The following is a 22,077-nucleotide window of genomic DNA, read 5'->3' on the forward strand; positions in this document are numbered from 1 at the left end:
TGTTTTTTTAATATGTAGAGTTTTTCGTTAATTTGTTACAATTTAGAATTAATTTAAATAACATGAAAACGATTTTATACAGCTTACTTATTATAGCATCTATCCAGCTTAGCGCACAAGAAAAAAAAGTTTATCAAATCTATAATCAAAAGGAAAAGAAGGTTGATTTTGGTAAAATGATAAAAGAACTGGCCGAATATGATGTTGTGCTTTTTGGAGAATATCATAATAACGCAGTCAATCATTGGTTACAATTACAGACGACAAAAGCTTTGTATGAGCTGAAAGGGAATCAACTGAAACTTGGTGCAGAAATGTTTGAACGCCACCAACAAGCAGATTTAACAGCGTATGTAAATGGTAAAACAACAGATGAAGAATTTCAGAAAAATACAAAGCTTTGGAGCAATTATAAAACTGATTACAAACCGTTGGTTGATTTTGCAAAAGAAAAGAAAGTTCCTTTTATAGCGACAAACGTTACACGTAAATATGCGTCCTATATTGCGAAAAATGGTATAGAATCATTGGATACTATTCCAAATAATGAGAAAAATTTGATGGTTAAACTTCCGTTTGTCATTGATTATAACGCGCCAGGATATCCGGAGATGTTAAAAATGATGGGAGATCATGCCGGAGTTAAAGCAAAACAATTTGTTGCAGCTCAAGCAATAAAAGATGCGACTATGGCTGAGTCTATTCTAAATAATATTACAAAAGGAAATCTTTTTCTTCACTACAATGGTGATTTTCATTCTAAAAGTTATGGCGGAATTTACTGGTATTTGAATAATTTTCAGCCTAATCTCAAAGTAGCTGTAATTGAAATACTAGAGGCAGCTGATATAAACGAAAAATTATCTATAATTAAGTCTAAAAACGAAAAAAATACGATTACAGAATTTATTATAGTATTTCCTTTGGATTCGCCTAAAACCTATTAATTTTCTGCTACTATGCGACTGGTTATTGATTTTTTTTTAATATTTTGCAAACGAATACTTGAAAAGAAATCGAAAACAAAAACACATTATGGATAGAAGAAATTTTATTAAATCAACAGCCGCTGCATCTACAGTAGCTTTAGTTTCACCAGGCTCATTGGTTGATTTTTCATCAAAAATAGAGAAAGTAAAAATTGGACTAGTAGCTTGTGGAATGAGGGGGCAAGTACATCTGGACGAATTATTAAAAAGAAATGATGTTGAAGTTGTCGCTATTGCAGAGCCTGACCAGCGAATGATTGACCGATGTAATAAGATTTTTCAAAAACATAACAAGAAACCTGTCGAATACATCAAAGGATTAGACGGGTATAAAAAATTGTACAAGAATAAAACAATTCATGCTGTCATTATTTCTTCACCATGGGAATTTCATGCAGAACAGACAATAGCAGCCATGAATGCCGGTAAAATTGTAGGTTTGGAAGTGTGTGGTGCTATAAATATACAGGAATGCTGGGATTATGTCGACACATACGAAAGAACTAAAGTTCCTGTATTTATGATGGAAAATGTTTGTTACCGTCGTGATATTATGGCCGTCATGAATATGGTTCGTAAAGGGATGTTTGGAGAAATTGTACATGGTCAAGGAGGATATCAACATGATTTAAGAAATGTATTATTTAATGATGGAAAACAACCTTATGGTGGCGGAGTAGAGTTTGGAGAAAAAGGTTTTTCCGAAGCCGCATGGCGAACAGGTCATTATGTGAAACGTAATGCAGAATTGTATCCAACACATGGACTGGGACCAATAGGAACAATGATGGATGTAAATAGAGGAAACAGAATTACACATTTGTCCTCTATGGCTTCTAAACAAGTTGGTTTAACAGACTATATTGTGAAAAACGGAGGAAAAGATCATCCTAATGCAAAAGTAGAATTTAAACAAGGAGATATTGTGCAGACCATGTTGCAATGTGAAAATGGAGAGACAATATTATTGACACATGATACGTCATTACAACGTCCCTATAATTTAGGATTTAGAATTCAGGGAGCAGACGGTATTTGGCAAGATATTGGTTCGGGAGGATTTAATCAAGGGTTTATTTATTTCGAAAATGAGATGCAACATTCTCACAAATGGGCAAATTCCGAAGAATATTTGAAAACGCATGATCACCCAATTTGGAAAAAGTATGAAGCTCAAGCTGAAGGAGCCGGGCATGGAGGAATGGATTTCTTTTTGATTAATGACTTTATAGAATGTATCAAACAAAATAAAGAATTCCCTTTTGATGTTTATGATTTGGCAACTTGGTATGCTGTTACACCTTTAAGTGAAAAATCTATTGAAGGTAATGGAGCGTCTCAGGAGATGCCTGATTTTACAAGAGGAAAATATAAAACTAGAAAACCAGTTTTTGGATTTGAAAACTATGGCTAATAATTTATCATTGGTGATATTGGCAGGAGGAATGGGAAGCCGATATAAGGGGCAGAAACAAGTTGATCCGATTGGACCGGGTAAAGAAGCTTTGATGGAATACTCGATTTTTGATGCTTTTTCTATTGGAATTCATCATTTTGTCTTTATCATCAATCAAGAGTTTGATCTTAAAACAAAAAAATACTTTCAAAATATAGTAGAACGCAATGGCGGTTCTGTCGAGTTTATTCTGCAGACGACTTATACAGCTGTTTCAAGAAGTATATATGATACAATCGAACATCGTAAAAAACCGTGGGGAACAGCTCATGCATTATTGATCGCCAAGAGTCATCTAAGCAATCCTTTTATTGTCATTAATGCGGACGATTTTTATGGTAGAAAAGCATTCCAGAAAGCAAAAGAACTGGTTCAATTGGAATTAATTTTACCAAATCGTTATGGAATGGTTGCCTATAAATTAGAAAATACTTTAAGCGAAAATGGATCCGTATCCAGAGGAATCTGTACTGTTACTGAAGAATTTTTGGATTATGTCGTAGAGCGTACAAATATTTTTGCAGACGAAGAAGGTGTCATTGTATACGAAGAGGAAAGTGTAAACCATATTTTGGATGGCGAATCTCCTGTATCAATGAACTTTTGGATACTTCATCCTTCTATTTTTAGAAATTTAGAAGATAAATTCAGAGCGTTTCTTAAACACAATGCAAATCAGGCAAAAGCTGAATTTTTTCTTCCTAAGGTAATCAATGATATGATAAAAGAAGACCAATTGGAGGTAATTGTAAAAAAATCGGATGACAATTGGTTCGGAATGACATATCCGGAAGATAGAGAAATAGTGGTCAACTCTATTCAAACTTTAACGGACGATCAAAAATATCCAAATCCGCTTTGGTCATAAAAAAAATGGAAAACATCTTAAAACATTATTTTTTAACGATTGATCAAATCAGCATTAATCCAATCAGTTCTGGTTGGATTAATGCTACTTATGAAGTAGATAATCAAGGAAAAAAATACATTTTACAAAAAATAAACACGCAGGTTTTTTCAAAACCGGACATTATTTCGAATACGATCCAACTTGTATCCTCTCATCTAAAATCAAAAAAGTATCCAAAACAAATTATAGAAATTATTCCCGATTTAAAAGGAAATTCTTTAGTGAAAGAGGAAAACGGAATATGGAGATTAACATCTTTTATTCCAAATTCTATATGTTTTGATAAAGTAGAATCTTCTGATCAGGCCTTTGAAGCTGCCAAAACATTGAGTGAATTTCATTCGTACTTATTAGATTTGGCTGTTGATCAAATTCAACCGTCGATTGATGATTTTTTGGATTATCAAAAACGGATGAATGATTTTAATAAAGCATTAGAGAATGCTTCGAAAGAACGTTTACAAGAAACAAAAGAAGAGGTCAACTATATTTTAGATAATCTCTCGAAAGTAAAAGAATATTTAGCCATTGATTTTCCAAAACGTATTGTTCATGCAGATGCTAAATTAAGTAATTTTTTATTTGATCAACTGAATCATTCTAATGCGATTGCTGTGATAGATTGGGACACCATAATGCCTGGTAATATCTTGTGCGATTTTGGGGATATGATTAGAACCTACGCGAATCTGAAGGAAGAAGATGATCCAACTGCGGAGAATTTATTTGAACCTAATTATTACAAAGCGGTTAAAAATGGATTTTTAGAACATTTAAAAGATGATTTACAACCAATAGAGATACAAAATATGGATTTTGTTGCGTATATTGTGATTTATATTCAAGCGGTAAGATTTTTAGGAGATTATTTGAATAACGATGTCTATTATTCAGTTTCTTATCCGAAACAAAATCTTAATCGTACGATTAATCAAATCAATTTACTAAAAGCATTAACTAAATTTCATGAAGAAACTACAATTCGAAAAGTATAAACCTTCAGACTTTAACGAATATTACAAACTTGTTCAGGATGATGACCAAATGAAGTATATTTCCGGTAAAGGTCTAAACGAAGAACAGGCCAATCATAAATTTACTTCCATTATAGAAAAGAGCACTGTTGACGAAAACTTAGGTTACTTTAAAGTGTATGATGAAGATCAAAATTTCTTAGGCGATTGTAAACTGGTCTACAATAAACATCTTGAAAATTCACTGGAAATAGGATATGTGTTGAAAAAAGAATTTTGGAGAAAAGGTTTTGGATCAATGATTTGTGAACATTTACTTTCTGAATCAAAAAATAAATTTCCAAATTTAGATGTAATGGCAGTAATTGACCCAGATAATATAGCTTCGCGAAAGTTATTAGAAAAATTTAATTTTGAATCCTATTGGAAGGGGATCGAACATGATTTGCCAACTGAAAAATTGATTTTGAAAAAAATAAAATGATACACGTAAAAGATATCGCGTCTGCGATGGAAGACATCGCTCCTTTAGCTTATGCAGAGGATTTTGATAATGTAGGATTATTGGTTGGAGATTACAGCGATGAGGTGACAGGAATTTTGGTAACGTTAGATACAACACCGGAAGTAGTAGAAGAAGCGATTGAGAAAAATTGTAATTTAATTGTAAGTTTTCACCCTATTATTTTTTCTGGTTTAAAGAAATTGAATGGGAACACCTATGTGGAAAAAGCCGTGATGAAAGCAATAAAACACGGAATTAACATTTATGCTACACATACAGCGTTAGATAATTCGAAAGTAGGCGTGAATTTTAAAATCTCCGAACAATTAGAATTATTGAATACCAATATATTAATCCCGAAATCTCAAACATTAAAACAGCTCATTACGTATGTTCCAACAGAAAATGCAGAAGCATTAAAAAAAGCTTTGTATGTAGCCGGAGCAGGAAAAATAGGTCATTATGATTCGTGTGGTTTTTCTATAGAAGGCAATGGAAATTTCAGGCCAATTGAAGGAGCTCACCCTTTTATTGGTGAAATAGGGAAATTAGAAACTGTAAATGAAACGCGCATTGAGGTTGTTCTTCCACAACATTTGGAAGGTGAGATTATAGACACGCTGTTAAAAAATCATCCATATGAAGAAGTTGCTTATTCAGTTATTTCTTTGAATAACCAGAATAATTATGTTGGGATCGGAATGATAGGAGAGTTAGCGAATGAAATGGATGAAATGGCTTTTTTCAATTATTTAAAAATCCAGATGAAAACACCTGTTATCCGTCATTCAAAATTATTGAACAAAAAAATTAAGAAAGTTGCTGTGCTTGGAGGTTCTGGCGCATTTGGAATACGGAATGCAATTTCAGCAGAGGCGGACATTTATATTACTGCCGATCTGAAATATCACGATTTCTTTACGGCTGAAAATAAGCTTGTTTTGGCAGATATTGGACATTTCGAGTCAGAACAGTTTACAAAAAACTTAATAACTTCGTATCTTAAAGAAAAATTTACTAATTTTGTGGTCTTTAATTCTGGAATTAATACCAATCCTGTTAATTATTGTTAACTATGTCTGAAACAAAAAATATCAAAGAACTAAGCGTAGAAGAAAAACTTCGCGCATTATACGACTTGCAATTAATTGATTCACGTTTAGATGAAATTAGAAACACTAGAGGTGAATTACCTTTAGAAGTTGAAGATTTAAGCGACGATGTTGCTCAATTAGAAACGAGAATCCAAAAAATAGTTGACGAAACTAAAGGTTTGGATGAAGAAATTAAATTGAAGAAAGAAGCAATTAAAAATGCAGAGGCTTTAATTAAAAAATACACAAAGCAACAAGATAACGTACGTAACAACAGAGAGTTTGATGCTTTAGCAAAAGAAGTAGAATACCAAGGTTTAGAAATTGAATTATCTGAAAAACGTATTCGTGAATTTACAATTAAAATTCAACAAAAAAATACTCAAATTGAAGACTTTAATGCAAAGTTAGTTTCGATGAAAGAGCATTTGGATCATAAAAAAGCGGAATTAGATACAATTGTAAAAGATACCGAAAAAGAAGAAAATACATTATTAAAGTTGTCTACTGAATATTCTGCTAAAATCGAACAAAGATTATTAGATGCTTACAGCCGTATCAGAAGTTCAGTTAAAAACGGTTTAGCTGTTGTTCCTGTACAACGTGGAGCTTCTGCCGGGTCTTTCTTTACAATTCCACCGCAACGACAAATGGATATTGCTCAGCGTAAAAAAATTATTGCTGATGAGCATTCTGGACGTATTTTAGTTGATTTAGAATTGGCTTTAGAAGAACAAGAAAAAATGGAAATCGTTATCAAAGGATAATTTTTTCTAATAAAATATTTGATTTATAATCAAAGTGTTGCATCTATTTGCAACACTTTTTTTATATGAATAATTTTTGTGTTATTATTTTAGCACGCTATTTGTATAGTTGCAACTACGATTAGTTTGAAAAATTAGAGATTATGAAAAAAATTATATTTTTAGCAATGTTAGCTGTTTCATCAGTTACGTTAACATCATGTGTAAACAATGACGATGGATTTTATGAACCTATACCGGAAATTATAAATGTTGGACAGATAAATTATGACGGCGTTTCTTTTCCGCTTAGAAATGCAGTCGTAGCAGATATTGAAAAAACAGCTAATGGTTATTATTATAGTGTAGAGTTGTCTACAAATCCTGTTCCTAAAAATGGAAAATTAAATGGAGCATATTTGTATTTAGAAATCTTTCAGCGTGGAGATTTAAACTTCAATGGAAATTATATTACAGGTTCTAATGATAGAGGGATAGCTTATATTGATTACTATGAAAATCCAACAATGCAGGATTATATACCAATTTTAAATTCAGGAACGTTTGCTTTATTAGATGAAGACTTTACATCTGGTTCTATTAATCTAAGAAATTATTTTGATGGCTATAACAGAAGTTTATTGAATACTAATTTTGCACTAAGAGTGGTAAACGGAAAAACTTTAACAGGAGATTTTGATGGATTATTTGATTTTATTCAATTGTATAATAAATCAGCAACTAAAATGGAAACAAACGCAAAATCCTCTTCAGCAGAAAGAGTTAAGACAGGTGTAAGAAGACCTTCCGTAAGAAAATAAATTATTTTTATAAGATAAAAAAACTTCGCTTTTTAAGCGGAGTTTTTTATTTAAATATACTTCTAACTTTTCTTATCATGATGTTAGGGAAAAGCTTCTAATTCTCTTTTTTAAATGTAAACAAAAATATTTTTACTGGTTAGATTTCTCAAACAAATTAATTTACTTTTTGGCTGAGACAGAATTTGTTCCTTCATTAAGAATATATGAGACGTTTAATTTTATATTCCTTTTTTTAGAAATAAATGATTTCTGATAGCTTAATATTATCAACTTTATAAAAATAGATGTTTATTATAATAAATGATATTTTATTGTGAATAATATAATAATATAATTCGTAAATTGAGAAAAGTATTAGAATTAAAAATATCCTTTATTAATATGTTAAAACTGTTTATTTTGTTATTAGTCATCCTTGCTATTCCCTTTTTACTCATTATGTTTCTTTACGGAAGTACCTTTTTTAAGAAAAATATCAATAATGACTAATAATTTTTTCCATTTACCAAAATAAAAAATCCTTCACAAAAAGTGAAGGATTTTTTATACGTATAATCTTATTTTTTTTACTATTTCATAACAACTCGTTTGTTGATTTCCATTTGTTCTCCAACTACCTTTATGATATAAACACCTGGGTTTTTGAAATGAACTTCAATTTCTTTTTGATTTGTTGAATTTAGAACTTCATCAATCAATTGTCCATTGAAATTAAAAACTGAAACCTTTTGAATTGATTTTGAGTTATTATCTAATTTTACGACAATAGATTTAGCAGTTTTATTGTAAACTGAGACATCATCGCGTTTTTGGTATTCAAAATCACCGGTTCCTAAATTAGAACCCCAAATTTTTTCTGCAAATTCTGGATGATCAACAAAAGGATTTCTATTTCCTTGGTATCTGTAAACCAAATCATTGATATCTTTTTCGCGATCAGAAACAGGATCATTCAAATGCCATGTCATTAATATCTTTAAGAAAGTATCTGTAAAAACTTTGTCTTTTGTCTTATTAAACATTGCATACGACCAACTCTGAATACCATTTTCTTGGTAACGTGTAGCAAAGTAAAAATAAGCACGAGCAACATCTCCCTTAAATTCATCAATTGGTTCGAAAACTATACCTGAGTAACCGGCAGAATAACCCGAATTTTTGTTCTCACCTAATTTTGATCCATTTTTTGAAGTATAAGATGCACTGTTTACAACACCATGCGGATTGTTACTTCTCATTCCATTTACTTTACCATCAGTAGGCCAAATGTGGTAAGGATCCGAAACCATTGGAGAATTTTCTTTAAAAACACTTTGCGGAATCAGATGTTCTCTGTTGTAGCAATCACCTTCATTTTTGTAATTCCCACATTCTTTACTTCCCGGAACAAAGTTATAAGGATCAGTTCCTGTTGGATTTTCAGAATAAATGTCTAAGACAGTATTGTCTTTTTCATAATACTTATCTCGAAAACCATTGTCAGAATCTGTTTGTCTATATAAACCTTTTAAAGCGTCATAACTTTTCGTACTATGACCTTTAATGATATTATACAGTTGAGTTTTTAAGTCAAAACCAGTTCCGGTAGCTGTATTATAATAATTGCTTGGAGCTTGAGCTGAAGCTAAGATTCCTAATGAGCAAAAAGTTAAAGAGTATAAAAATTTTTTCATAAACTATTTTTATTTAAAATGCTGTATTTTTCACAGGCTATATTCTATTCGTAAAATTAAGAAATTAATTCATAGTTATTTATAAATTAATTCACAAGGTAAGTTTGATAAAGTATTAAAGAATCTTGAATTTGTTTGTTTAACAATTTGTATAAATCAGGTTGATTTAAAGAAACACCAGCAATAGATTTTAATCTTTTTTGAAAATTTTTCGAACCCAAAACAAATTTTGCCCGATAAGAGTCTTTGTCCATTACTTTTTTTGATCGAAGTATGTCAAAATCTTTTCTGATTTTTCGGGCATATAATTCAGATAGATCGAATTGTAATTGCATTTCAGTTAAAATCCCTGTATGCTTCATGGATACCCAAGAATTATTTTCATCAAATCTATTGAAGACTTTAAGTTCAGGAATTTCTCCATCAATTTCTGCAATCTGCCAACCAAGTTTAGAATCCAAATAACCTTGTGGAACTTTTGTTTGAGCAGGTTTCTTTTTAAAATTTTCGTAATTTAATTTAAAATCTTTTTTCCACTCAACAACAGATTGCTGCGTCTGCGCAAAAGAAAACGAAGAAAAAAGAAGCAATAGCAAATAGAAAATCGATTTATACATCAGATTATAAGTAAATTAGGATTAAATATTTTCTAATAAATCCAGTCTCATGCCATGAGATCCTTTGATTAATATATTCTGTGTTGTGATAGGGTTTTCTTTTAAATAATTTTCAAAAGAAACACGATCATCAAATTTCTGAACATTTGAATGATGTGTAATTGTTTCTTTAAAATGAAGACCTAAAAGAAAGATTTGATCAAAATTTAAACTTTCAGCCAACTCTAAAATTCGCTGATGTTCTGCTTTTGATTCTTTGCCCAGTTCAAACATATCACCAATGACAATAGTTTTTGTCCCTTCAAATTGCACAAAATTAGTCAAAGAAGCTTCCATACTGCTCGGATTTGCATTGTAAGCGTCCATTACGATTTTGTAATTTTCTTTCGCAATAATCTGAGAACGGCTATTTGAAGGAAAATAATTTTCGATTCCGTTTTGAATTGATTTTAGGGCAACTCCAAAATGTTGTCCGATTGCAATTGCACAGGAAATATTACTAAAGTTGTAATTTCCGGTTAGGTGTGATTGAATGATTAAATCCTGGTATTTAACAGCTAAATATTCTGTTTCATTTTCAATTAATTCAACTTGTACATCAACATTGTTTTGATCAGAGAATGTGATGCGTTTGATGTCAGAAGTTTTTTCAACCTGGATCGGGTCATTAAAATTGACAAAAGCTGTTCTGTGATTTGTTCTAAGAAAGTCATACAATTCAGATTTTCCCTTAATAACACCTTCAATTCCTCCAAAACCTTCTAAATGAGCTTTACCAAAATTTGTGATGTATCCAAAATCAGGTTGCGAAATAGAGGCCAATAATTCGATTTCTTTTTGATGATTGGCACCCATTTCAATAACGGCTATTTCTGCATCTTCTGGAATAGCGAGTATTGTTAAAGGAACACCAATGTGGTTATTCAAATTTCCGAATGTATAATGTGTATTGAACCTTTCTTTTAAAACAGCTGAAATTAATTCCTTTGTAGTGGTCTTTCCATTAGAACCTGTTAAACCAATAAAAGGAATTTTAAGATAATTACGGTAAGTTTTGGCTAAATCTTGTAAAGTTTCTAAGGCATTGTGAACAAAGTAAATATTTTGGTTGATATTTTCATATTCTTTTTCATCTACGATTGCTAGCATTGCGCCTTGATTAATTGCTTCCTGTGCAAATTGATTTCCATTGAAATTAGCACCTTTTAAAGCAAAAAAGATACAATTTTTTGAGATATTACGTGTATCTGTCGTAACATTTTTCGATTTAAGAAATTGTTCGAATATTTCTGTTGTATTCATGTTATCTAAATAAAATAGATGAAATTCTGTTAAAAAAATAGAAAGAAATGACTCTTTTTATTTCGTACAAATATAAAATTTTATGATTCTATTTTTGACATTTAACGAAGTAATTTACGATAATTGCAAATAAATTAGATGAGATTAATCTTGGTAGCACAAGTTTCTCTATTTTATTTATTATATTAAAAAAATATCTCTAGGACTTTGATAAAAGTATGAAAATAAAAGAAATTACCATTAACGAATTAGAAACTGAACGATTGATTCTTGTTCCTTTTACGATTGATATTTGTGAAAACATGTTGTACAATGATTTTAATATGTTGTATGAGAAAGGTTTTGTGAAAAGCAAAGACTGGCCGGATAAAGATATGATGGATACAGTACCCAAAATTATTCAGAAATTATTAATTCATAATTACGTGACAGGTTTCGAGTCCTGGATGATTATAAGAAAGGATACGAAAGAAATAATAGGTGATGTAGGATTTAAAGGGTATAATGCGGAAGAACAAAGTGTAGACATTGGTTATGGAATTATCCGTAAAGAAAGAAGAAAAGGATTTGCAGAAGAGGCGTGTAGAGGACTTATAAAATGGGCATTTTCTCAAGGAATAGTAAAAGAAATAACAGCCAAATCTTTTTCAGATAATGTCAAATCGATTAATTTATTGAAAAAACTTGGTTTTGAAAAGATTTTTGAATACAAAGAATTTGTGTATTGGTCATTGATCCAATCTTGAGAACAACAAGAATTTTCTTAATAAATAAAAACTCGGTACTATGGTACCGAGTTTTTATTTATTAAGAAAGATTTTTATCCTCTACGTTTACGTTTTGATTCGAAACTTCCAGTGTATTCCTGTGCAACTCGGAAACCAATCCAGTTTGTAGCACTTGCTTGGTGCAAGTAACGTCTTTGGCCGGCATCAATCCAATAAATAGGATCTTTCCACGAACCTCCTTTTACAACACGAGTTTCATCAGAGATGTCAGAAGTACGTTTTGTGGTATCTTTTTCTAAAATAACACGTCCTTTTTCATCTACTCTAAATTTACGTTGCGGAGCATTGTACATATCTTCTGTAGCTTGATCTGCAGATTTCCCTTCTTCAATTCTAGGATTTAAAGATGAGTTTGGATCTCCATCACGATAATTTGTTAAATCGTATTGTGTTTGTTTTTTATATGATCCAGGTAAACCTCTGTAAACTAAACGTCCGTTATCTAATGTATCGTATTCAACATTTGTTTCATCATATTTTTCGAAACCACCGGTACCGTTATCAATATTTGTTTTGTAAACATTCCCACGATAGTAGTTGAAATCGTTTGCTTCTTCATCAATAATTGGACGATAAACATCAGAAACCCATTCTGCAACATTTCCTAACATACCGTATAATCCAAAATCATTAGATGGATATTTACGTACATCACTTGTAATTGCCGAACCGTCGTTCCCAAATCCTCCGATACCTGAATAATCTCCACGACCTTGTTTAAAGTTGTCCAGATATTGTCCTCTTTGAGCTCCTTTTAAAGTTCTTAAATTATTTTGTGCGACTTCTTTTCCTTTGTATTCGTTGTATTCACGGTTTCCAGGTAAAGCCAATGCTGCATATTCCCATTCAGCTTCTGTAGGTAAACGGAAAGGTTGTACTTCTAATGAACCTGTAGCACGATTTGCTTTTAAGATACGGGCATTCTGCGTTTTAATTTGATTCGCCTTCATAATTTTAGTCGAATCTATCGCTTCATTTACATTTGTGTCACCTAACTTATACTGCTCAGCATTAAATGTTTTATTTCCGTAATTGTAGTCCTCATTAGCATAGTAATCTTTTGATAAGATTCCTTTGTTTATTAAGGCTTTTTCGTTAGCACGATCTGTTAACCAATCACAGTAGTTCACAGCTTGTAACCAAGAAATACCAACAACAGGGTAGTAGCTGAATTCTGGAGAAAATAAATAATTTTCTGTTGAGAAATCATCTCTTGATAACTGATTGTTAAAGACTGTTTCGTCTGGTAAAGCTCCGTTATAAATATCTTTGTATTGAGTGTCTTCCGGAGGGAAAACAACTTTCAGCCAAGTCAAGTATTCTTTGTATTCGTAGTTTGTAACCTCAGTTTCTCCAATGAAGAAAGATTTCACCTGCATACGAACAGGAGAATTATTCCAGTCATGTAGCACATCATCCTTTGTGATTCCCATCGTAAAAGAGCCACCTTCGATGAAAACCATTCCAGGCCATGCTTTGATGTTTTCTTTCTTTTTACCTGAAAAAAACCAACCTTTACTATCGTTTGGTTTCCAACCTGTACGACTTGTGAAATTTTTTGTTCCACCTCCTTTTTTCTTACCTGAACTACTCGCACAACCTACAAATATACTCATTGTAACGGCTGCAAGTGCAAGAGAAAAAATACGTCCTTTATTCATTTTCATAGAATATTTCTGGTTTTCAAATATTAAATTTTAATGCAAATAAAAGCATTTGACATTAATCTTACAACGAAAAAATGCTTTATTTCTTGTATCAAACGTAAGAATTATTTTTTTATTTTACGATTGAAAATATATTTGCTAAAATAGCGTTTAACAGACATGAAGAAATATTTTATTTTAGTTGCAGTTTTGCTTCAATTTCCTCACATGTTCGGTCAAAATTACAAAATAAATTGGGAGAACAATCAAACAATTTCTTTGACGAATGGAAATAAAGTGAATGTTCCTTATTTTTCGAATAAAGAAAACTATTCTGTTGGAGGTTATTTTCTTCCGGAATTTGTTGTGGAACTAAATTCGAACAATCAAGAAATTGAATTGGTAAATATTCAATACAAAGAAGTTCAGAATGAACTGATCGACTTGAATACTTCTTCTATTTCGGATAAAATAAATGTTGCTTCATACCATATTTCGGATAAAAATGGTCAACAAAAGCTGATTGTAAAAGTTTTACCTTTTGTTCAACAAAATAATAAATTTCTCAGAATAGAATCTTTTTCTATCGTTGCAAAACCAGTTTCATCTCAGAGAAAATCTGAAAGAAGATTAATTGATAATTCGACAACAAGTGTTTTAAAGTCGGGTGATTGGTACAAAATAAAAGTGTCCAAAGATGGTGTTTTTAAATTAGATAAGAACTTCTTCTCGAGAAATGGTATTCCGACCAATTTCAATCCTAAATCCCTTAAAATTTATGGGAATGGAGAAGGACGTTTGATGGAAAATCTGACAGAGGATAGAAAAGGAGCTTTGAATGAAATCCCAATTCAATTCGTTGGCGGTGATGATGGTAGTTTTGATAACAATGATTATGTCTTGTTTTATGCAAAAGGACCACATCAATGGTATAGAAATAATACGACAACGATAAAAGACATAAAGCTTCGTTACAACTTATATGATGAATCGGCGTATTACTTTATAAGTTTTAATGGAGGGGATGGAAAACGAGTAAGAGAGCAATCTCCTATAACAGGAAGTCCTGTCAAGACATTTTCAACTTTTGATAATTTGCAGTTTCATGAAAAAGATTCGATTAATTTAAATAATCTTGGACAAATTTGGGTAGGTGAAAATATAGGTTTGAACGGAGGTTTTAAAAAAACGTTCAAAGCCAATTCTATTGCTAATGGAGGAGAAGCTTATTTACGTTATGCCGTAGTAGGAAAAAACGCCAATAATAACGGTTTTACTTTAAATATTAATGGACAACAATTTACAGGGAATTTAGGGAATAGTGCTTTTTCCAGGATTGCTACAGACCAATCAATTGCTTTGTCTTCCAATACGATTGATGTAACGGTTTCTTCAACCGGGACAAATCCGTCTGGATTGAGTTTTTTAGATTTTTTGCAACTGCGTTTCAAAGATAACTTAGCGTATGCCAATGAGCAGTTTACATTTAGATTTTTAGAAAATATTAATGACAATCGTATGTATGCGTTTTCATTAAATAATTCTTCAAATGTTACAGTTTGGAATGTTTCAGATATTCATGAAATTTCAGCTCTTGTACCTGAAAATAATTTATATAAGTTCCAAACGTCTAATCTTAATCAATTTGTTGCATTTAAAGATGAACATGCGTTTACAGATACAGAGTTTGTAGGGAGAGTTCCCAATCAGGATATTCGAAGTTTAGCGAATATAAACTATGTGGTTGTTACGCATCCAAGATATATTGATCAAGCACAACGTTTAGCGAATTTCAGAAAAGAACACGATAAATTAAATGTTGCGGTTGTAACAACAGAACAAGTTTACAATGATTTTTCCTCTGGAAGCCAAGATCCAATTGCAATTCGGGATTTTTTTAAATTCTTAAAAGACGGACAAAGTCCAAATCTGGAATATGCTGTTCTATTTGGAGCAACGACATATGATCCGAAAAATAGAATTCAGGATTTTACAAACTATCTTCCAACTTTTACAGATGAACCTTCTACGAATATAGATGCTTCAATTGCTACAGACGATTATTTTGCAATGCTGGATAACAATGTTAAGATGTTATCGAATAATGTAGATGGTATTTACAGTTATAATGCAAACTGGTTCACATTAGGAGTAGGTCGAATTGCGGCATCAAATTCTTCTGAAGCGAAAATTTTGGTTGATAAAATTATTTCATATTACGATAAAGTACAAGGAAAGGGAACTTCTTATGGAGATTGGCGAACAAAACTTGTGGCGGTAACCGATAATGATAATAATGTAAATACACCGGCTTTAGATCAATCGATTGATAACGAATTCATCAAGCCGGAAAACCAGATTTATACGTTAAATAAAATATATTCAGGAGCTCACCAACCGGAAAGTACATCGGCTGGAATTCGTTATCCAACAGTAAATCAGGCAATTCTAAATGCGATAGAACTGGGTTCCAATTTTGTTATGTATTATGGTCATGGAGGGCCTCGTAGTTGGGCACAAGAAAGGATTATTACAGCAGAAGAATTAACAGGTTTATCAAATTTTAATGCGGCTTATTCTCGTTTGCCTATTGTCACAACTGTAACGTGTGATTTTACGATTTGGGATTTGCCTCAGTACAATTCTGCAGGAGAAATGATGCTAAAAAATGCAAATGGGGGAGCATTATCTATGATTACGACTAATCGTCCGATTGGTACCGGCTACGGAGATGCTATGAACAAGCATTTGATTGAGCAGTTTTTTAAGAAGGAAGGATTAGAAAATCAACCAATTGGAAAGGCATTAAATAATGCAAAAATTAATTATTCGGCAACTCATTCCAATAATAAAAGTGTTAGTATTCTGGGTGATCCTCTGTTAACGATTCATCGTCCTCAGCAAGATATTGAGATATTGAGCATTAAGAATAAAAAAGATGTCGATGCCTTGGCAGGAGGAAAAATACAAGCATTGGATTTTATTACGATCACAGGAAGAGTTAACCAATTAAGTTCTTCTTCTGTAGACAATGCTTTTAATGGTAAAATTGCTGTAAGTTTATTTGAAAAAGAAGAAACAAAAACACTATTGAGTGAGTCAAGTTGGGCAGGCAAAACGTTTACAACAGAGGATAAAACCATTTATAAAGGAACAGGAAAAGTAGAGAATGGGGAATTTACGATTCAGTTTTATGTCCCGAAAGATATTAATTATGAATTGGGAGATCGTAAAATTAAGTTTTATGCTTGGGATGAAAAAGATGGGAAAGATGCTTCAGCTTATAAAACAGTGATCATTGAAGGAATTAATCCCGATGGTTTGAATGATGATGAGCGCCCGCAAGGAAAATTATATATGAACAATCTTCATTTTGCGAATGGAGGAATTACTGATCGTTCACCTTATTTAGTCGGCTGTTTAACAGATAACACAGGGATTAATGCGACAGGGGCAAGTATTGGACATGATATTGTTGCAACTATTGATGGTAAAGTTCAAGATGCTTATGTGTTAAATGACTATTATGACGGAGGAGACGCAAACCCATGTATCAACAAGAACTTTGAAGATTATCAGAAAGGGCAAGTGATGTATCAATTGAAAAATCTTGAACTTGGACAGCATACGGTAAATTTAAAATTTTGGGACATTAACAATAATTCGAATACTGCGACGTTAGACTTTGTAGTAATGGAAAACGGAACAGGACAATTGCATATCGATAAATTGTTAAATTGGCCAAATCCGTTTACAAAAAACACTTATTTTCATTTTGAACACAATTGTGATTCTGAATTAGAAGTGATGGTACAGATTTTTACAATTTCAGGAAAATTGGTAAAAACGATTCGTCAAACAGTTTCTGCAGAACCATTTCGAGAAGGATATCGTACAGGAAAATATGCGATAGAATGGGATGGATTAGATGATTTCGGAGACAAAATAGGAAAAGGTGTTTATATTTACAAGGTAAATGTAAAAGGAGTCGATAATACAGTTTGTAAAGGATCGGCAGCGGCAGTTGAAAAACTTGTCATTTTGAAATAATTAATTAAAACTAAAATACAATCAATAATAACACGAATGAAAAAAATTATAGCAAGCTTATTGATTTTGGCATCGGCTTTTTCGTATGCTCAAGAAAATGATTATACAAGAAGTAATCCTATTTTAACAGGAGCTCCTTTTTTAAGAATATCACCAGATGCAAGAGCAGGTGGATTAGGAGATCAAGGTGTAGCAACTTCTGCTGATAATTATTCTCAATTCTGGAATGCCGCTAAGTATTCTTTTGCGCAAGATTACTCAGGAGTCGCCTTTTCATATACACCTTATATGAGTTCTTTGACAAGTGATGTGTTTTTGTTAAACGCAACTTATTATACATTTTTAGGTTCTGAAGAACGCAGTACATTAGGAGCTAGTATCTACTATTTTAATATGGGAGATATTGAACTTAACAGTTTAGGTGTGAATAACGAAATCGTTTCGAATGGACGTGCGAAACCTAACGAATTTTCGATTGATTTATCGTATGGATTACGATTAACAGATAATTATTCGATGGCAGTAACAGGTCGATTCATTCGTTCAGATTTATTCAATGGAATTAATGATGCAGGAGTTCAGCCGGCAAATACATTTGCTGTTGATTTAGCCGGTTATTACCAGTCTGAAACCATGAGTACCAATAATTTTGACGGAAAATTACGAGGAGGTTTCCAAATTTCGAATATAGGTCCAAAATTAGATTATTCTAATTCTGAAGACAATGCTTCGTATTTACCAACGACATTGCGTTTGGGAGTTGGTTATGATTTTAAATTCGATGATTACAATAAAGTCGGGATAACAACAGAATTTTCTAAACTGTTAGTGCCTACACCAACTTATGAAAAAGACGCTGATGGAAATCCGATTCCGGGAAGTGGATATATTCCGAATAAAGGAGTAATGGAAGGTATTTTTAGTTCTTTTGGTGATGCTCCGGGAGGAGGAAAAGAAGAGTTGAAAGAAATTATGTATTCAGTAGGTGCTGAATATTCATATAATGATGCTTTATTTATTCGTGCCGGTTACTTCCATGAAAGTCCAATGAAAGGAGATCGTCAACATCTTACTCTAGGTTTAGGACTTAAATACAATGCTTTTGCATTTAACGCCTCTTATTTAATTCCTATGTCCGATACAAATAATGCATTAGAAAATACATTACGTTTCGGTATCGCTTGGAACTTCGGAGGAGAAACTCAAAATAATTACGATTATTAAAAATCGTTAATATAACGTTATAAAAAAGGTTAACCATTGGTTAACCTTTTTTTATTTATTAACTTAAGTCAAGTTTTAAAACGTTTAATAAAACTAAATTTACATAAATAAAAACGCATAACTATGTCTAACGTTGGATTAATTCTAGAAGAAAAAGCAGCAGATATCGGTAACTTTTTAGTAGGAAGATTGTTACCCTTTCGTCAAAAAAGACATGTTGGGCCATTTGTATTTATCGATCATATGGGACCAACAAAACTCAAAGATTATCAAAACCTCGATGTTGGTCCGCACCCACATATTGGTTTGTCAACTTTAACTTATTTGTTTGAAGGTTCGATTATGCATCGGGACAGTCTAGGAACTGAACTAGAGATAAAACCGGGTGCAGTAAACTGGATGACTGCTGGAAAAGGAGTGGTGCATTCGGAACGAACACCGGAATATTTACGGACAACGGACAAAATACTTCATGGGCTACAAATTTGGGTAGCGTTACCAAAGGAATTAGAAAACATGGAACCGAGTTTTGTTCATGTGGAAGAAGATCAATTACCACATTGGTCTGATGAACATGCAGATTATAGATTAATCGCCGGAAAATTTAGAGATTATACATCTGCAGTTCCTGTCTACTCTCCTTTGTACTTTATTGAGATAAAAGCTAAAAATGATTTTAAAGTTTCTTTGGGAAAAGATTTATATGGAGAATCGGCTCTATATGTTTTAGAAGGCTCGATAAAAGATGGAGGTGAAACTTACGGGACAAAACAATTGTTAATCGCAAAAGAAGCTGCTTTGTGTGAATTTGAAATAACAGCTGGTTCTACAGTTTACATTTTTGGAGGGGAAGAGTTACCCGAAGAACATTTCATTTTTTGGAATTTCGTGAGTTCTTCCCGAGAAACAATTGAAAAGGCAAAAGAAGATTGGGTAAATCACCGTTTTCCAAATGTTCCGGGTGATGATGATTATGTTCCAATGCCTCAAGCACAAATTAATTCAAAAATAAAAGGAAACTAAAAATAGAATAAAAAATGAGTGATATAAATGTAACGTCGACATCGACGGGCAAGAATTATATTTCGAATATAAAAGCAGGAAAACATGAGTTTATTGTGGATGAACCAATTGATAAAGGAGGCTTGGATACGGCAGCAAAACCAAGCGAATTGTTAGGAGCAGCATTGGCTTCATGCACATCGATTACATTACAAATGTACATGAACCATAAAGAATTTCCGTATAAAAAAGTGGAGGTAGATGTTAATTTTGATATGATTACAACTCAACCCATAGTTTTTTTGCGTCACGTAATTATTGAAGGTGATTTTGATGAGAAACAACAAACAAGATTATTGAAAGTAGCAAATTCCTGCCCTGTCCATAAAGTAGTAGAAAAAGGACATGAAGTCAAAACGACGATAGAATTTATCTAAAAAATAAAACCACTCAATTTGAGTGGTCTTATTTTTTATTTTATCTAGCTTATCCTGGTCGGATACCCTGAAATACCTTCAATTACAATTTTAGGATTCTTTTTAAGTAAGACAATTAATTGTCTTAATTTTTCAGCATTCAAATCAGAATTAAACATATCATCGTGCATTAAAATAACCAAATGGTTTTTTTCAAACGTTTTATTTTGATCTAAGCGATGAAGAATTCCTTCATAGATGTTTTCCGGAGCTGTTAATCCATTTTTATTCCGGTTCCATTCATAATCCCAACCATAAATATAATATTGATTTTTGGCTAGTAAATCAGCTGCAGGAACAGCATTTTTTACAGGGTCATCTTTTTTACGTTTATTCAAACGCCATGTATTACGAGCCGGTAAACGCACCCAGCGAGAATGTATATCTAAAACAACTTCATTTTTGCGAATATCTTCGTAGACATTTTCAGGTGTACTGTAAAAAGCTTTGTATTTATTACGGGCATGAGAAAACGTATGATTTGCAATTTCTACATTCGGATTTGCTTTGTAATCTTCTACATTTTGTTTCAGATCTTTAGTAAAGGCATTAAAACCAACCAAGAAAACAGTTCCTTTTACATTTTCTTCTGTTAAAATTTTATTGATGTTTTTACTTCCTTTATACGGGCCATCATCAAAAGTCAAATACACATATTGCTTTGTTGAGTCGATGGGATTTTGCTTTTCAGCTTTTACAATCGTATCTTGATGCAAAGCAGAAGAGTCTATTTTGACCGTGTAAATAGAGTCTACATTATTTTGTAAAATCTCTTTGGGTTCTGTTATTGTAGCTTGGTTTTGAATTGGATGACTTTCATTTTTACAAGAAAAAATGAGAAGTAAAGAACCAAATACAAAACCGGTTTTTAGGTGTTTGTTGATTGCGAACATTGGGTATTTAGGTTTTGTGCGAAATTAGTAAATTTTATATTATTTGTATGTTAATATCAGTATGTTATTTATAAGGTTATTAAATATTTACAGTTTTTTGCTGTAAATAGTGCTTAATAATCTGAATGACACCATCTTCATCATTTGAAGGAGCCATAAAATTGGCAATATTTTTTACATTTGGATGCGCATTTTCCATAGCAAAACTATATTTAGCCAAATTTAACATCTCCAAATCATTCATAAAATCCCCAAAAACAATGATTTCTTCTGATGAAATATCCAATTTGTTCATTAAAGCTTGTAAGGCTACTCCTTTGTTCGATTTTTCGTTCATTACATCCAACCAAACTTCTCCGGATACAACAACTTTTAATCCATATTTTTCGAAATCAACTAATTTAGGAAAAACATTGTATTCCGTTCCGCCAACATGGTTAACAGCAATTTTGATAAATTGTTCACCTTCAATCTTCGTTAAATCATCAACCCAGACACTTTTATTGTAATAGTTTTTAAAATAATCTAAAAAGGTTTCATCTTTAGACTCTACATAAGCCGCATTTTTACCCGCTAAAACAATATTTGCACCCTCTATTTTTCGTGTTTCTTCAATGATTTCTTTCACTACAGACCAGTTCAATTCATCTACAAAAACTTCTTGTCCTTTATAGGTCACATATGTTCCGTTTTCTGCAATAATGGCCAATTCATCTTTTATATTTTCAAAATAATTGATAATACTATAATATTGGCGACCGCTTGCAGGTACAAATGTGATGTTATTTTCTTTTAACTCTTGGTATATTTTATTGAATTCAGGGCTTAATGAATGATCAGAACGTAATAAGGTTCCGTCCATATCCGTCACAATTAATTTTATATTTTGCATTGATTTTTTGATTATA

General features: G+C 32.1%; 19 protein-coding genes. 13 read left to right on the forward strand and 6 right to left on the reverse strand.

Annotated features, from left to right (window positions below; genetic code table 11):
- The first annotated feature begins 62 nt into the window (after positions 1-62).
- From H277_RS0100820 to H277_RS0100855, 8 genes are all read left to right on the forward strand, one after another.
- Complete coding sequence (locus H277_RS0100820; protein WP_019973659.1) at positions 63-947, forward strand: ChaN family lipoprotein; 885 nt, start codon at positions 63-65, stop codon at positions 945-947.
- An 88-nt stretch (positions 948-1,035) separates the two neighbouring features.
- Positions 1,036-2,403: a Gfo/Idh/MocA family protein gene (locus H277_RS0100825; protein ID WP_026357328.1), complete on the forward strand. Its 1,368-nt coding sequence runs from the start codon at positions 1,036-1,038 to the stop codon at positions 2,401-2,403.
- On the forward strand, positions 2,396-3,313 hold the full coding sequence (locus H277_RS0100830) for a nucleotidyltransferase family protein (RefSeq protein WP_019973661.1): 918 nt from the start codon (positions 2,396-2,398) through the stop codon (positions 3,311-3,313). Before H277_RS0100825 ends, H277_RS0100830 begins: the two co-directional genes overlap by 8 nt.
- Positions 3,314-3,318: 5 nt before the next feature.
- A complete protein-coding gene (locus tag H277_RS0100835; protein ID WP_019973662.1) occupies positions 3,319-4,350 on the forward strand; it encodes a phosphotransferase enzyme family protein in 1,032 nt (343 codons plus the stop codon).
- Positions 4,322-4,813 (forward strand): GNAT family N-acetyltransferase, encoded by a 492-nt coding sequence (locus tag H277_RS0100840; protein ID WP_019973663.1) that lies wholly within the window; start codon positions 4,322-4,324, stop codon positions 4,811-4,813. Before H277_RS0100835 ends, H277_RS0100840 begins: the two co-directional genes overlap by 29 nt.
- Positions 4,810-5,907, forward strand: coding sequence for a Nif3-like dinuclear metal center hexameric protein (locus H277_RS0100845; RefSeq protein ID WP_019973664.1), 1,098 nt, complete (start codon positions 4,810-4,812; stop codon positions 5,905-5,907). Before H277_RS0100840 ends, H277_RS0100845 begins: the two co-directional genes overlap by 4 nt.
- 2 nt (positions 5,908-5,909) lie before the next feature.
- Positions 5,910-6,695, forward strand: coding sequence for a zinc ribbon domain-containing protein (locus H277_RS0100850; RefSeq protein WP_019973665.1), 786 nt, complete (start codon positions 5,910-5,912; stop codon positions 6,693-6,695).
- A gap of 143 nt (positions 6,696-6,838) precedes the next feature.
- Positions 6,839-7,495, forward strand: coding sequence for a hypothetical protein (locus tag H277_RS0100855; RefSeq protein WP_019973666.1), 657 nt, complete (start codon positions 6,839-6,841; stop codon positions 7,493-7,495).
- A gap of 572 nt (positions 7,496-8,067) precedes the next feature.
- Here the strand turns inward: H277_RS0100855 and H277_RS0100860 are convergent.
- The 3 genes from H277_RS0100860 to H277_RS0100870 form a co-directional block, all read right to left on the reverse strand.
- The gene (locus tag H277_RS0100860) at positions 8,068-9,171 is read right to left on the reverse strand and encodes an endonuclease (protein ID WP_019973667.1); all 1,104 of its coding nucleotides are present in this window, start codon (positions 9,169-9,171) and stop codon (positions 8,068-8,070) included.
- A gap of 86 nt (positions 9,172-9,257) precedes the next feature.
- A complete protein-coding gene (locus tag H277_RS0100865) occupies positions 9,258-9,788 on the reverse strand; it encodes a hypothetical protein (protein WP_019973668.1) in 531 nt (176 codons plus the stop codon).
- A gap of 21 nt (positions 9,789-9,809) precedes the next feature.
- The gene (locus H277_RS0100870; RefSeq protein WP_019973669.1) at positions 9,810-11,090 is read right to left on the reverse strand and encodes a UDP-N-acetylmuramoyl-tripeptide--D-alanyl-D-alanine ligase; all 1,281 of its coding nucleotides are present in this window, start codon (positions 11,088-11,090) and stop codon (positions 9,810-9,812) included.
- Between the two features lie 218 nt (positions 11,091-11,308).
- Between H277_RS0100870 and H277_RS0100875 the strand changes: the two genes are divergently transcribed.
- Positions 11,309-11,836: a GNAT family N-acetyltransferase gene (locus H277_RS0100875; protein ID WP_019973670.1), complete on the forward strand. Its 528-nt coding sequence runs from the start codon at positions 11,309-11,311 to the stop codon at positions 11,834-11,836.
- A 74-nt stretch (positions 11,837-11,910) separates the two neighbouring features.
- Here H277_RS0100875 and gldJ read toward each other — a convergent pair whose 3' ends face one another.
- Positions 11,911-13,545 (reverse strand): gliding motility lipoprotein GldJ, encoded by a 1,635-nt coding sequence (gene gldJ, locus H277_RS0100880; protein ID WP_019973671.1) that lies wholly within the window; start codon positions 13,543-13,545, stop codon positions 11,911-11,913.
- Between the two features lie 159 nt (positions 13,546-13,704).
- Here gldJ and porU point away from each other — a divergent pair, with 159 nt between their 5' ends.
- The 4 genes from porU (at position 13,705) to H277_RS0100900 (ending at position 20,237) form a co-directional block, all read left to right on the forward strand.
- Positions 13,705-17,574: a type IX secretion system sortase PorU gene (gene porU, locus H277_RS0100885; protein WP_019973672.1), complete on the forward strand. Its 3,870-nt coding sequence runs from the start codon at positions 13,705-13,707 to the stop codon at positions 17,572-17,574.
- 36 nt (positions 17,575-17,610) lie between these two features.
- A complete protein-coding gene (gene porV / locus H277_RS0100890; protein WP_019973673.1) occupies positions 17,611-18,798 on the forward strand; it encodes a type IX secretion system outer membrane channel protein PorV in 1,188 nt (395 codons plus the stop codon).
- Between the two features lie 123 nt (positions 18,799-18,921).
- The gene (locus H277_RS0100895) at positions 18,922-19,821 is read left to right on the forward strand and encodes a pirin family protein (protein WP_019973674.1); all 900 of its coding nucleotides are present in this window, start codon (positions 18,922-18,924) and stop codon (positions 19,819-19,821) included.
- 14 nt (positions 19,822-19,835) lie between these two features.
- Positions 19,836-20,237 (forward strand): OsmC family protein, encoded by a 402-nt coding sequence (locus H277_RS0100900; RefSeq protein ID WP_019973675.1) that lies wholly within the window; start codon positions 19,836-19,838, stop codon positions 20,235-20,237.
- Positions 20,238-20,281: 44 nt separating this feature from the next.
- On the opposite strand, the gene H277_RS19545 is transcribed toward H277_RS0100900, so the two are convergent.
- Complete coding sequence (locus H277_RS19545; RefSeq protein WP_019973676.1) at positions 20,282-21,169, reverse strand: polysaccharide deacetylase family protein; 888 nt, start codon at positions 21,167-21,169, stop codon at positions 20,282-20,284.
- A gap of 79 nt (positions 21,170-21,248) precedes the next feature.
- Positions 21,249-22,061 (reverse strand): HAD family hydrolase, encoded by an 813-nt coding sequence (locus H277_RS0100910; RefSeq protein WP_019973677.1) that lies wholly within the window; start codon positions 22,059-22,061, stop codon positions 21,249-21,251.
- Positions 22,062-22,077: the final 16 nt, after the last annotated feature.

It is taken from the genome of Empedobacter brevis NBRC 14943 = ATCC 43319 (assembly GCF_000382425.1).
GTDB lineage: Bacteria > Bacteroidota > Bacteroidia > Flavobacteriales > Weeksellaceae > Empedobacter > Empedobacter brevis.

What these genes read in the sequence shown, in the direction of transcription:
- H277_RS0100820 (WP_019973659.1), top strand. Translation starts at nt 63, where the DNA reads ATGAAAACGATTTTATACAGCTTACTTATTATAGCATCTATCCAGCTT.
- H277_RS0100860 (WP_019973667.1), bottom strand. Translation starts at nt 9,171, where the DNA reads ATGAAAAAATTTTTATACTCTTTAACTTTTTGCTCATTAGGAATCTTA.
- H277_RS0100845 (WP_019973664.1), top strand. Translation starts at nt 4,810, where the DNA reads ATGATACACGTAAAAGATATCGCGTCTGCGATGGAAGACATCGCTCCT.
- H277_RS19545 (WP_019973676.1), bottom strand. Translation starts at nt 21,169, where the DNA reads ATGTTCGCAATCAACAAACACCTAAAAACCGGTTTTGTATTTGGTTCT.
- porV (WP_019973673.1), top strand. Translation starts at nt 17,611, where the DNA reads ATGAAAAAAATTATAGCAAGCTTATTGATTTTGGCATCGGCTTTTTCG.
- gldJ (WP_019973671.1), bottom strand. Translation starts at nt 13,545, where the DNA reads ATGAAAATGAATAAAGGACGTATTTTTTCTCTTGCACTTGCAGCCGTT.
- H277_RS0100830 (WP_019973661.1), top strand. Translation starts at nt 2,396, where the DNA reads ATGGCTAATAATTTATCATTGGTGATATTGGCAGGAGGAATGGGAAGC.
- H277_RS0100875 (WP_019973670.1), top strand. Translation starts at nt 11,309, where the DNA reads ATGAAAATAAAAGAAATTACCATTAACGAATTAGAAACTGAACGATTG.
- H277_RS0100855 (WP_019973666.1), top strand. Translation starts at nt 6,839, where the DNA reads ATGAAAAAAATTATATTTTTAGCAATGTTAGCTGTTTCATCAGTTACG.
- H277_RS0100865 (WP_019973668.1), bottom strand. Translation starts at nt 9,788, where the DNA reads ATGTATAAATCGATTTTCTATTTGCTATTGCTTCTTTTTTCTTCGTTT.
- H277_RS0100835 (WP_019973662.1), top strand. Translation starts at nt 3,319, where the DNA reads ATGGAAAACATCTTAAAACATTATTTTTTAACGATTGATCAAATCAGC.
- H277_RS0100900 (WP_019973675.1), top strand. Translation starts at nt 19,836, where the DNA reads ATGAGTGATATAAATGTAACGTCGACATCGACGGGCAAGAATTATATT.
- H277_RS0100910 (WP_019973677.1), bottom strand. Translation starts at nt 22,061, where the DNA reads ATGCAAAATATAAAATTAATTGTGACGGATATGGACGGAACCTTATTA.
- H277_RS0100850 (WP_019973665.1), top strand. Translation starts at nt 5,910, where the DNA reads ATGTCTGAAACAAAAAATATCAAAGAACTAAGCGTAGAAGAAAAACTT.
- porU (WP_019973672.1), top strand. Translation starts at nt 13,705, where the DNA reads ATGAAGAAATATTTTATTTTAGTTGCAGTTTTGCTTCAATTTCCTCAC.
- H277_RS0100825 (WP_026357328.1), top strand. Translation starts at nt 1,036, where the DNA reads ATGGATAGAAGAAATTTTATTAAATCAACAGCCGCTGCATCTACAGTA.
- H277_RS0100870 (WP_019973669.1), bottom strand. Translation starts at nt 11,090, where the DNA reads ATGAATACAACAGAAATATTCGAACAATTTCTTAAATCGAAAAATGTT.
- H277_RS0100895 (WP_019973674.1), top strand. Translation starts at nt 18,922, where the DNA reads ATGTCTAACGTTGGATTAATTCTAGAAGAAAAAGCAGCAGATATCGGT.
- H277_RS0100840 (WP_019973663.1), top strand. Translation starts at nt 4,322, where the DNA reads ATGAAGAAACTACAATTCGAAAAGTATAAACCTTCAGACTTTAACGAA.